General features: G+C 70.6%; 12 protein-coding genes. 6 read left to right on the forward strand and 6 right to left on the reverse strand.

Features of this window, described 5'->3' with window-relative positions; genetic code table 11:
- Nucleotides 1-6: 6 nt before the first annotated feature.
- Together F6X38_RS16265 and F6X38_RS16270 are read left to right on the forward strand one after the other, a co-directional pair.
- The gene (locus F6X38_RS16265; protein ID WP_150971436.1) at nt 7-870 is read left to right on the forward strand and encodes an alpha/beta hydrolase; all 864 of its coding nucleotides are present in this window, start codon (nt 7-9) and stop codon (nt 868-870) included.
- A complete protein-coding gene (locus tag F6X38_RS16270) occupies nt 867-1,550 on the forward strand; it encodes a GNAT family N-acetyltransferase (protein WP_150971438.1) in 684 nt (227 codons plus the stop codon). Before F6X38_RS16265 ends, F6X38_RS16270 begins: the two co-directional genes overlap by 4 nt.
- A gap of 3 nt (nt 1,551-1,553) precedes the next feature.
- Here F6X38_RS16270 and F6X38_RS16275 read toward each other — a convergent pair whose 3' ends face one another.
- The 5 genes from F6X38_RS16275 to F6X38_RS16295 form a co-directional block, all read right to left on the reverse strand.
- Complete coding sequence (locus tag F6X38_RS16275; protein WP_150971440.1) at nt 1,554-1,904, reverse strand: GFA family protein; 351 nt, start codon at nt 1,902-1,904, stop codon at nt 1,554-1,556.
- Between the two features lie 31 nt (nt 1,905-1,935).
- Nucleotides 1,936-2,382 carry a hypothetical protein gene (locus F6X38_RS16280; protein ID WP_150971442.1) on the reverse strand — a complete coding sequence of 149 codons (447 nt, stop codon included), beginning with the start codon at nt 2,380-2,382 and terminating at the stop codon, nt 1,936-1,938.
- A 97-nt stretch (nt 2,383-2,479) separates the two neighbouring features.
- The gene (locus F6X38_RS16285) at nt 2,480-3,454 is read right to left on the reverse strand and encodes a 2-hydroxyacid dehydrogenase (protein ID WP_150971444.1); all 975 of its coding nucleotides are present in this window, start codon (nt 3,452-3,454) and stop codon (nt 2,480-2,482) included.
- A 22-nt stretch (nt 3,455-3,476) separates the two neighbouring features.
- The gene (locus tag F6X38_RS16290) at nt 3,477-4,487 is read right to left on the reverse strand and encodes a LacI family DNA-binding transcriptional regulator (RefSeq protein WP_150971446.1); all 1,011 of its coding nucleotides are present in this window, start codon (nt 4,485-4,487) and stop codon (nt 3,477-3,479) included.
- 102 nt (nt 4,488-4,589) lie between these two features.
- Nucleotides 4,590-5,060 (reverse strand): MarR family winged helix-turn-helix transcriptional regulator, encoded by a 471-nt coding sequence (locus tag F6X38_RS16295; RefSeq protein ID WP_150971448.1) that lies wholly within the window; start codon nt 5,058-5,060, stop codon nt 4,590-4,592.
- Between the two features lie 172 nt (nt 5,061-5,232).
- On the opposite strand from F6X38_RS16295, the gene F6X38_RS16300 reads away from it, so the two are divergent.
- Nucleotides 5,233-6,375, forward strand: coding sequence for a CobW family GTP-binding protein (locus tag F6X38_RS16300; RefSeq protein ID WP_150971450.1), 1,143 nt, complete (start codon nt 5,233-5,235; stop codon nt 6,373-6,375).
- Complete coding sequence (locus tag F6X38_RS16305) at nt 6,375-7,355, forward strand: WD40 repeat domain-containing protein (RefSeq protein WP_150971452.1); 981 nt, start codon at nt 6,375-6,377, stop codon at nt 7,353-7,355. The genes F6X38_RS16300 and F6X38_RS16305 overlap by 1 nt, the downstream gene beginning before the upstream one ends.
- Here the strand turns inward: F6X38_RS16305 and F6X38_RS16310 are convergent.
- Entirely contained in the window at nt 7,352-8,263 is a 912-nt protein-coding gene (locus F6X38_RS16310) for a class I SAM-dependent DNA methyltransferase (RefSeq protein WP_150971454.1), read from the reverse strand. The two genes, F6X38_RS16305 and F6X38_RS16310, sit on opposite strands and share 4 nt — an antisense overlap.
- 149 nt (nt 8,264-8,412) lie before the next feature.
- Between F6X38_RS16310 and F6X38_RS16315 the strand changes: the two genes are divergently transcribed.
- Complete coding sequence (locus F6X38_RS16315; RefSeq protein ID WP_150971456.1) at nt 8,413-9,204, forward strand: SDR family oxidoreductase; 792 nt, start codon at nt 8,413-8,415, stop codon at nt 9,202-9,204.
- Nucleotides 9,186-10,232 carry a ligase-associated DNA damage response exonuclease gene (locus F6X38_RS16320; RefSeq protein ID WP_425482875.1) on the forward strand — a complete coding sequence of 349 codons (1,047 nt, stop codon included), beginning with the start codon at nt 9,186-9,188 and terminating at the stop codon, nt 10,230-10,232. The genes F6X38_RS16315 and F6X38_RS16320 overlap by 19 nt, the downstream gene beginning before the upstream one ends.
- Nucleotides 10,233-10,247: the final 15 nt, after the last annotated feature.

The following is a 10,247-nucleotide window of genomic DNA, read 5'->3' on the forward strand; positions in this document are numbered from 1 at the left end:
ATATCCATGCGTTTCCTTCGCCCGCTGGCGGGCCTCGCCGCCTTGCTGGCGCTCGCCGGCTGCTCGGGCGCGAGCCTCCTCAACGCCGTCACCAGCCGGGCCGGCTACGCGCTGGAGCGGAACCTGCGCTACGCGCCGGGCGCGCGCGGGACGCTCGACCTCTACGTGCCGGCGGACGTCAGGCCCGACACGCCGCTGGTGGTGTTCGTCTATGGCGGCGCATGGGACTCCGGCTCGAAGGACATCTATCGTTTCGTCGGCCAGTCGCTGGCGAAGGCCGGGATCGCCGTCGCGGTGCCGGACTATCGCCTCTATCCGGAGGTCGTGTTTCCGCGCTTCGTCGAGGACGCGGCGAAGGCCGTCGCCGCGGTGGAGAAGGCGGGCCGCGAGGGCACCGAGGGACTTCCTGCCGGACGCCACCCGCTGTTCCTGATGGGCCATTCCGCCGGAGGCGAGATCGCGGGCCTGCTCGCGACCGATCCCCGGTATCTCCGCGCCGTCGGCCTGTCGAAACGGCGGCTCGCCGGCTTCATCGGCCTCGCCGGGCCCTACGATTTCCTGCCGCTGAAGGAGGAGCGCTACAAGCGCGTCTTCCCGGTCGAGACGCGCGAGGACAGCCAACCGGTGCATTTCGTCGACGGCACGGAGCCGCCGATGCTGTTGCTCGCCGGCAGCGATGACACGACGGTGAACCCGGAGAACACCCGCTCGCTCGCGCGCCACGTCGTCGCCAAGGGCGGGACGGCGGAAGCCGCGATCCTGCCCGGCGCCGACCATATCGCGGTCCTCAGCGGCCTCGCGACGGCGCTCCCCGTCGGCGAGCGCTCGGTGCGCGCCCGCGTCCTCGACTTCATCGGGAGGCATTCATGACGAGCGATCTTTCGCACTGGACGCCGCGCGCCTGGCCGGGGGACGCGCCGATCGAGGGGCGCACCGTCACCGTCGAGCCGATCCGCGACGACCGTCGCTTCGGCGAGCTGTTCGAGGCCTATCGCGGGTCCGCGGAGGCGATGTGGCGCTGGCTGCCCTATGGCCCGTTCGCCGACGAGGCAGCCTTCCGGCGTTTCGCCGAGGCGACCTATCTGGCAGGCGGCATCCTGTTCCACGCGGTGGTGCCGAAGGCGACCGACCGGGCGGCGGGCGTCGCGGCGCTGATGCGGATCGACCAGAGCAACGGCGTGATCGAGATCGGCCACATCGCGCTCGGCCCGGCGCTGCAGCGCACGGTCGCCACCACCGAGATGCAGTACCTGTTGATGCGTCGTGTCTTCGACGAACTCGGCTACCGGCGCTACGAGTGGAAGTGCAACGACCGCAACGAACCGTCGAAGCGGGCGGCGGAGCGGCTCGGCTTCCGCTTCGAGGGCACCTTCCGCCAGCACATGATCGTCAAGGGCGAGAACCGCGACACCGCCTGGTTCGCGATCACCGACGGGGACTGGCCGGCCTTGCGGACGGCCTTCGAAGCGTGGCTGGTGCCGGAGAACTTCCACGCGGAAGGCCGGCAGAAAAGGCCGCTGGAGGCGTTCAGGCGCGGCGCGGCAGCCTGAGCCTCAGAACGAGGCGCCGTCGACCTTCTGGATGCCGAGCGCGTCCAGGTCCGCCGCGGGGACGACGCGCAGGTTCACGGCGCGCACCGGCTCGCCGGTCGGGCCGGTGCCTTCCGCGAAGGGCTCCACCCCGCAGGTGGTGCAGAAGCGGTGGTGGATCCTGTGCGTGTTGAAGTCGTAGGTCGCGAGCTCCGCTTCGCCGCGGGTCAGCGCGAACTGCGACAGCGGTACGAAGGTGAAGAGGAAGCCCTTCCGCCGGCAGTGCGAGCAGTTGCAGCTCATCGCCTCGGCCGGCAGGTCGCCCTCGACCGTGAAGGCGACCCGGCCGCAGTGGCAGCTTCCCTCGTAGGCCATAGCTCCAACCCTCAGCTCTGCGGCGGACCCCTCAACCCCTCGCGGGGACGATGGTGATCAGCTCGTTCGACGGATAGACGCTTTCGTACATCACGCCGTCGCCCGGCGCGAATTCCAAGACTTTCCGTCCGCCGGCATCGGCCATCACCAGCGAGCCGTCCGGTTCCGAGCGCCAGTAGGCGATGCGCGACAGGCTCGGCGACTTGGCGCAGTCCGTGCCGAGCGGCGCGGCCTTCAGCCCGCCATCGGCCGGCGGCGCCTCGGTGCGGCAGGTCGCGCCAGCCTTCAGGTCGATGAGGCGGATGTCGCCGCTGGCGTCCCGCGGCGCGCTCGCCGCCGCGGCGATGCCTCCCGTCGTCATCGGATCGACGATCCCGCTCGCGGCGAGGTCGCCGGAGAAGGCGGGGCCTCCCTGCAGGCTCGCCGCGAGAAGGGTTCCGACGAGGCCGACGCCGGCCGTGATCGCGGCAAAGTTCATCACCGAATCCTCAATACACGTTGGACCAGGCTCCACTGTTAGGAAGGGAGGGTTAACCGAAACTTACCCGGAAAGCCGCGCAGAGGCTCTCCGGCGATCACGAATTCGGGTTCGCGATCCCGATCGTCTCCGGAACCGGCGAGAGCAGCGCCTCGCCTGCGAACCATGCCGCGAGGTTGTCGATCACCAGCCGGCCCATCGCCCGGCGCGTCGCGCGCGAGGCGGAGGCGACGTGCGGCAGGAGACAGGCGTTCGGGAGGGCGAGGAGTTCGGCCGGCACCTGCGGCTCCCGTTCGAAGACGTCGAGGCCGGCCGCCGCGATCGTGCCGTCCCGGAGCGCGGCGATCAGCGCGGGCTCGTCCACCACCGTGCCGCGCCCGACATTGACGAGGACGCCGTCGGGCCCGAGGGCCGCGAGGACCTCGGCGTTCACCGCGCCCTTGGTTTCCGCACCGCCGGGTGCCACGACGATCAGCGTGTCCACCGCCTTCGCGAGGTCGAGGAGCGTCGGATGATAGCTGTAGGCGACATCGGAGCGCGGCGAGCGGTTGTGGTATTCGACGGTGAGCCCGAAGGCCTCGACGCGCCGGGCGATGGCGAGACCGATCCGTCCGAGCCCGAGGATGCCAACGCGCCGGCCGCGCAGTGTGCGCTCGGTCAGCGGGTAGGCCGCCTCCTTCCACTGGCCGGCGCGCAGATGTTGCTCCGCCAGCGGGAATTCGCGCACGGTGTTGAGAAGGAGGGCGAGCGCGGTGTCGGCGACCTCGTCGGTCAGGACGTCCGGCGTGTTCGTCACCATGATGCCGCGCCGGGCCGCCTCGTCGGCCGGAACGCCGTCGTAGCCGACGCCGAAATGCGCGACGATCTCGAGTTTGGGCAGCGCTTCCATGTCGGCCGGCGTGAACCGCCCGGCGAGCGCGACGCCGCGCACGCGCTCGCGCGTTTCGGCCGGAAGCCCATCCACCGGCGCGCCGTGTCCCTCGATCACCTCGAAGGTCTCCTTCAGTTCCGCCAGCGTATCGGGATTGAGCGGACCCGGAACGAGGATGGGAATCGTCTTCAGGTCGGGCATGGAAGCCTCCCGGTGATGCCGGTCAGTCGAGACCGGACGAGTTGCGGATCTTCAGTTCCGGCAGGATCAGCTCGTCGGCGGCGGCGAAGGGCGTGCCGCCGAGCCGGGCGACCAGCGCGCTCGCCGCGCGGCGGCCGACCTCCTTCTGGCCGTTGGCGACGGTGGTGAGCGGCGGCACGGCGATCGCCGCCTCGTCGATGTCGTCGTAGCCGGTGACGGCGATGTCCCGCCCCGGGCGCAGCCCGGCGCGCGCCAGGCCATACATGAAGCCGAGCGCGACGAGGTCGGAGAAGCAGCAGACCGCGGTCGGGCGGTCGGAGAGCCGGAGGAAGCCCGGCACGGCGTCGAAGCCCGAATGGCGCGAGCGGGGGCCGGCGATCCGCCATTCCGGCCGGAACTCGATGCCGGCCTCGGCGAGCGCCCGGAGATAGCCCGCCTCGCGCAGGCGCCCCGTCGAGGTCGCCTCCGTGCCGCCGACCAGCGCGATGCGGCGGTGGCCGAGCTCCACCAGATGGCGGACGGCCATCTCCATGCCGACCGAGTCGTCGCCCCGGAAGCTCGGCGCGCCGGCGCCCTCGACCGTGCGGGCGATCAGCACCACCGGCAGTTCGTTGGTCTCGGCGAGTTCGAGGTCGGAGGCCGGCGTGCCGATCGCGGGCGACAGGATCAGCCCGTCGGCGCCGAGCTGCAGCATCGTGTCGATGAACGAGCGCTGCTTGGCGAGCGCGTCGTAGTGGTTGCAGAGGATGAAGGTCTGGCGGTGTCGGTCGAGCTCGTGCTCGATGGCGATCAGGATCTCGCCGAAGAACGGGTTCATGATGTCGTGGACGCAGACGCCGACGATGCCGGACTTCGACGTCCGGAGGCTCGCGGCCCGGCGGTTGTAGATGTAGCCGGAGGCCAGCGCCTCGGCCTTGATGCGCTCGCGCGTCACCTCCGCCACGAGCGGGCTGTCGCGCAATGCCAGCGACACGGTGGCCGTCGACAGGCCCAGCGCCTCGGCGATGGTGGAAAGCTTGACCTTCTGCGCCAACCTTAAGCGGCCTGCGCGGTTCGGGGAGCGGCGTTCATGGCCGTTCTATCGCAAAACCTGACGCGGACGGGAAGCGGCGGCATCCCGAAAACGGTTTCGCGCTCACTCTTCCTCGTCCTTTTCAGCCGGCAGCCCCGTCGCCGCGGCGGCGAGGTTGCGCTCGGCGCGCTGCAGCAGCTTGCGGAGCGCTTTCCGCTCGGCGTTCGAGAAGCCTTCGAGTGCGAGCTGCTCCACCCCCTTCTGCGCCGCCTTCACCTCGCGCACCAGGGCGCGGCCGCTCTCCGTCAGGAAGGCGTGGCTCTGCCGGGCGTCGGTGTCCGAGGCGCGCTTCTCGACGAAGCCCTGCGCGGACAGGCGCGCCACGGTCTTCGTGACGGTCGGCGGGCGCACGGTGAGCCGCAGCGCCAAGTCGCGCAGCGACAGGCCGTCCTGCCGGTCGAGCGCGAGGAGGACGGCGTCCTGGCCGGGATAGAGGTCGAGCCCGGCGAGGCGCACGGAAAGCGCCGTGCGGCCGGCGCGCGCGGCGAGAACGAGATGCGTCAGCGCCGAACGCTTCTTCTTGCCCCCGGCCATGCCACTCCGACGTTCCCGATCAGGTCGGAGCGGAGGATGCAGAAGCGCCCTGTCATTGTCCATGCCGCGGCGGCACCTGCCGGGCGACGGCGTTAACGCGGAAGACTTGCGAACCCCTCGTGCATTCGCGCGGCCGGGCGCCTATATCGGCCTCGCTGCAAGGAGGCATCCGATGTCCGACACGCCGTCCGTTTCCAACGACCAGATCCCCGTCACCGTCCTCACCGGCTATCTTGGCTCCGGCAAGACGACCCTCCTCAACCGCATCCTGTCAGAGGACCACGGCCGGAAATACGCGGTGATCGTCAACGAGTTCGGCGAGATCGGCATCGACAACGACCTCATCGTCGAGAGCGACGAGGAGATCTACGAGATGAACAACGGCTGCGTCTGCTGCACGGTGCGCGGCGACCTCGTGCGCGTCGTGGAAGGGCTGACGAAGCGCAAGGGCCGCTTCGACGCGATCCTCGTCGAGACCACCGGCCTCGCCGACCCGGTGCCCGTCGCGCAGACCTTCTTCATGGACGAGGACGTGCGCGCCAAGACCAAGCTCGACGCCGTCGTGGCGATGGTCGACGCCAAGCATCTGCCGCTGCGCCTGAAGGACTCGAAGGAGGCCGAGGACCAGATCGCCTTCGCCGACGTGGTGCTGCTCAACAAGACCGACCTCGTCTCGCCGGAGGAGCTCGGCCGCGTCGAGGCGACGGTGCGGGCGATCAACCCGAACGCGGTGATCCACCGGACGGAGCGGGCCGGGATCGATCTCCGCCGCGTGCTCGGGCAGGGCGCCTTCGACCTGTCCCGCGTGCTCGACCAGGACCCGGACTTCCTCGAAGAGGCCAAGGCGAGCCACGACGAGCACGTCTGCGGCCCGGACTGCGACCACGACCACCATCACCACCATGCCCACGATCACCACGGGCACGACCATCACGACCACGATCACGACCACGCGGGCCACGACCACGATCACGCGCACGAGCATTTCGCGCCGATCCACGACGTGACCGTGAACTCGATCTCGCTGCGCGGGGCCGAGATGGACGAGAAGAAGTTCTTTCCCTGGATCCAGAAGCTGACGCAGGAGCAGGGTCCGAACATCCTGCGCCTCAAGGGCATCATCGCCTTCAAGGGCGATCCCGACCGCTACGTGGTGCAGGGCGTCCACATGATCATCGAGGGCGACCACCAGCGCGCCTGGCGGGCGGACGAGAAGCGCGAAAGCCGGCTCGTCTTCATCGGGCGCGAGCTCGACCGCGCCGCGCTGGAGGCCGGCTTCAAGGGCTGCGCGGCGAAGGCGACCGTTTCCGCCTGATGCCGACGGTCGCGCCTTACGAATACGAGGGCTTCGTCGAGGCGGCGGGCTTCCTGAAAGGCGAGCCCGTCTTCGCGCTCGCCGACGGAACGCTGCGGTTCCCGGCAGGAGGCGAGGCGCAAGCGGTCGAGGCGCATCGCGGCGGCATCACCGCGGCACGCTTCGACGGCTTCGCGGAGCGCCTGCTCACCGGCGGCGAGGACGGCCGGGTCGTCGCCACGACTGGTCCCGAAGACTCGCGCGAGTTCGCCTCGACCGGCCGCCGCTGGGTCGATGGCGTCGCCGGCGGGCCGAACGGCGCGATCGCCTACCGATCCGGGCGAAAAGCCACCGTGCGCCTCGCCGACGGCAAAATCCACGAGATAGAGCACCCGCGCACCGTGGAGGACGTCGCCTTCGCGCCGAAGGGCCTGCGCCTCGCGATCGCCCGCTACGACGGCGCTTCGCTGTTCTATCCGGCGACGCAGAGCGCGCCGGCGCAGCTCGAATGGAAGGGCGCGCATACCGGCATCGCCTTTTCGCCGGACGGGCGCTTCCTCGTCACCCGCATGCAGGAGAACGCGCTGCACGGCTGGCGGCTCGACGACGGCAAGCACATGCGGATGACCGGCTATCCGGCGAAGGTGAAGAGCTGGAGCTGGTCGGCGCGCGGTCGCTATCTCGCCACCTCCGGCGCGCCGGCCGCTATCCTCTGGCCCTTCGCCGGCAAGGACGGGCCGATGAACAAGGCGCCGCTCGAACTCGGCACCAGAGGCAACGCGATGGTGACGAGCGTCGCCTGCCACCCGGACGAGGACATGGTCGCGATCGGCTTCAACGACGGCCTGATCCTCGCCGTGCGCTTCGTCGATTCCCGCGAAGCGGTGCTCCGGCGCGGGGGACAAAGCCCGATCGCCGCGATGAACTGGGACAAGGGCGGCCGCCGCCTCGCCTTCGGCTCGGAAAGCGGCGAGGCGGGAGTCGTCGACCTCGCGGGCTAGGTTCTCTCTGCCACGACGACGAGGCCGGCGACCGCTGCGCCGCGGTCCTCGCGCAAGCTCACCCGCTCGCATGCGCGGATCGCGAAGCCGGCGCCCGCCAGCAGCGCGGCCACCGCTTCGCCGGAATGCCGGTAGCGCATCGTCTCGGCGAGGACGAAGGGCTCCGATCCGCCATGCGCCTCGACGGTGAAGGCGAGGAGACCGCCCGGCCGCAGCCACGCCGCGCATTGCGCGAAGACCGGCGCGAGTTCGCCGAGATAGTTCAGGACATCGGCCGCCGCGACGAGGTCGAGCGAGCCCGGCTCCGCCTTGTATCCTAGGATGTCGCCTTCGCGGAGCGCGTCGTAGAGGTTCTTCGCCCGCGCCTTCGCGAGCATCGCCGACGACAGGTCGACGCCGTCCAGGCGCTCGCAGGAGGAGCGCAGCTTCTCGCCCATGAGGCCCGTGCCGCAGCCGAGATCGAGCGCGGCCTCGAAGCGCCGGTCCGGCGCGGCGTTCCGGATCGCCCGGAGCAAGAGGTCCGGCGCGCGATAGGCGAGCTTTCTCGTCAGATGCGCCTCGAACCGCTCGGCATACTGATCGAACAGCGTCGCGACGAAGGCGGGCGGCAGCGCCGCCGGAGCCGGCGCCCGGCCCATCGCCGCGAGCCTCGCGCCCGCCCCCGACGCGTCCGCCGGATCGAGCGCGGCGGCCCGACTGAGCGCCTCGGCCGCGGCGCCCGGCTCGCCGGACTGTTCGAGGTATTCGCCGAGCGCGTTCCAGCCCGCCGCCCAGCCGGGCGCGAGTTCCAGCGCCTGCCGCATCAGGTCGGCCGCCGCGGCATGGTCGCCGCCATCCGCGTAAGCCTTCGCGTAGTCGGCGCGCCGGTCGGCGATCGGATCCCCCGATGACAGCGCGCGTCCCACCATGTCCCGCGACTCCCTGCCGGCTTCCGATCCGCGCCTATCCTACGGGCGCGGGCGACCTGACAAGCGCCGTCTTTTCCGTCGGCGGGAAAGCCATAGGTTCCGCCGGGAGAACGGCCGGCGGCCCGCCGCCGTGCGAAGGGACCGACGCCATGCGCCTCTCCGGCAACACCATCCTCATCACCGGCGGCGGCTCCGGCATCGGCCGCGGCATGGCGGAGGAGTTCCACCGCCGCGGCAACAAGGTGATCGTCTCCGGCCGCCGCGAGGCGGCGCTGGCCGAGGTGGCCGCGGCCAATCCCGGCATCGAGACGATGACCCTCGACATCGCCGACGCCGCCGACGTCGAGCGCTTCGGAGCCGAGATCGTCCAACGCTTTCCCGAGCTCGACGCGGTCGTCCACATGGCCGGCATCATGCAGAACGAGAAGCTCACCGTACCCGGCTCAATGCTGGGTGCGGCCGAGGCCACCGTCGCGACCAACCTCCTCGGGCCGATGCGCCTCACCGCCGCGCTCCTGCCGCAGCTCCTCTCGCGCCCGCGGGCTGCGCTCCTCACCGTGACGTCCGGCATCGCCTACCTGCCCTTCGCGATGACGCCCGCCTATACGGCGACGAAGTTCGCGATCCGGGGCTGGACGGACGCCGTGCGCATCCAGCTCAGGGACACGCATGTCCAAGTGATCGAGATCATCCCGCCCTATGTCCGCACCGGCCTGATGGGCGACCGGCAGGCGAGCGACGCGAACGCCATGCCGTTGGACAAGTACCTCGCCGACACCTTCGCCATCCTCGAGAACCAGCCGGACGAGACGCAGGTCGTGATCGAAGGGGTGACCCCGCAGCGCTACGCCGAAGCGCGCGGCGAGTACAAGGAGCTCGTTGTCAAGCGCAACGAGATGCTGATGGCCGCCCGCAAGGCGGAATGGGACGCGCTCGGCTGAGCGCCAAGCCGGCGATGCCGCGCTTCGAGGACCTGCTCCGCCCGACGCCGAAGGGGCTCTACTGCCCGCCGGGCGACTTCTACATCGATCCCGTCCGGCCGGTGGAGCGGGCGCTCGTCACGCACGGCCATGCCGACCACGCGCGGGCCGGCTCCAGCCACGTCATGGCGACGCGCGAGACGCTCGACATCATGGCGATCCGCTACGGCGAGGATTTCGCCGCGACGCGGCAGGCGGCGGTGCTGGGCGAGGCGGTGCGGATCGGCGACGTGACGGTCTCGTTCCACCCGGCCGGGCACGTCCTCGGCTCGGCGCAGGTGGCGGTGGAACTCGGCGGCACGCGCATCGTCGCGAGCGGCGACTACAAGCGCCGCGCCGACCCGACCTGCCGGCCGTTCGAGCCGGTGAGCTGCGACGTGTTCATCACGGAGGCCACCTTCGCGCTCCCCGTCTTCCGCCACCCGGACACGGCCGGCGAGGTGCGCCGGCTGATCCGCTCCACCGAGCAGTTCCCCGAGCGGGCCCATCTCGTCGGGGCCTACGCGCTCGGTAAGGCGCAGCGCGTCATCCGGTGCCTGCGCGACGAGGGCTACGACCGGCCGATCTTCATCCACGGCGCGCTGAAGAAGCTCTGCGACTACTACGAGCGGGAAGGCATCGACCTCGGCGAGCTGCGCCCCGCGACGCTAGAGCGCGGCCAGAAGGCGGATTTCGCCGGCGCGATCGTGGTGGGGCCGCCGTCGGCCTTCGCCGACAAGTGGGCGCGGCGTTTTCCCGATCCCGTGTCGTGTTTCGCGTCGGGCTGGATGCGGGTGCGCGGCCGGGCAAGACAAAGAGGCGTCGAGCTGCCGCTGATTCTCTCCGACCATTGCGACTGGGACGAACTGACCGAGACGATCGACGAGCTTCGTCCGCAGGAGGCCTGGGTGACGCACGGGCGCGAGGAGGCGCTGGTGCGCTGGTGCGAGCTCCGCCAGATCCGCGCCCGCCCCCTCCACCTCGTCGGCTACGAGGACGAGGCGGAATGATGTGCATCAGGACAG

Origin of the sequence: Plantimonas leprariae (assembly GCF_008802405.1) — a bacterium.
Classification (GTDB): Bacteria; Pseudomonadota; Alphaproteobacteria; order Rhizobiales; family Rhizobiaceae; genus Plantimonas; species Plantimonas leprariae.

Coding starts and splice junctions, on each gene's coding strand:
- F6X38_RS16315 (WP_150971456.1), top strand. CDS start 8,413: ATGCGCCTCTCCGGCAACACCATCCTCATCACCGGCGGCGGCTCCGGC.
- F6X38_RS16265 (WP_150971436.1), top strand. CDS start 7: ATGCGTTTCCTTCGCCCGCTGGCGGGCCTCGCCGCCTTGCTGGCGCTC.
- F6X38_RS16320 (WP_425482875.1), top strand. CDS start 9,186: ATGGGACGCGCTCGGCTGAGCGCCAAGCCGGCGATGCCGCGCTTCGAG.
- F6X38_RS16310 (WP_150971454.1), bottom strand. CDS start 8,263: ATGGTGGGACGCGCGCTGTCATCGGGGGATCCGATCGCCGACCGGCGC.
- F6X38_RS16280 (WP_150971442.1), bottom strand. CDS start 2,382: ATGAACTTTGCCGCGATCACGGCCGGCGTCGGCCTCGTCGGAACCCTT.
- F6X38_RS16305 (WP_150971452.1), top strand. CDS start 6,375: ATGCCGACGGTCGCGCCTTACGAATACGAGGGCTTCGTCGAGGCGGCG.
- F6X38_RS16300 (WP_150971450.1), top strand. CDS start 5,233: ATGTCCGACACGCCGTCCGTTTCCAACGACCAGATCCCCGTCACCGTC.
- F6X38_RS16275 (WP_150971440.1), bottom strand. CDS start 1,904: ATGGCCTACGAGGGAAGCTGCCACTGCGGCCGGGTCGCCTTCACGGTC.
- F6X38_RS16295 (WP_150971448.1), bottom strand. CDS start 5,060: ATGGCCGGGGGCAAGAAGAAGCGTTCGGCGCTGACGCATCTCGTTCTC.
- F6X38_RS16270 (WP_150971438.1), top strand. CDS start 867: ATGACGAGCGATCTTTCGCACTGGACGCCGCGCGCCTGGCCGGGGGAC.
- F6X38_RS16285 (WP_150971444.1), bottom strand. CDS start 3,454: ATGCCCGACCTGAAGACGATTCCCATCCTCGTTCCGGGTCCGCTCAAT.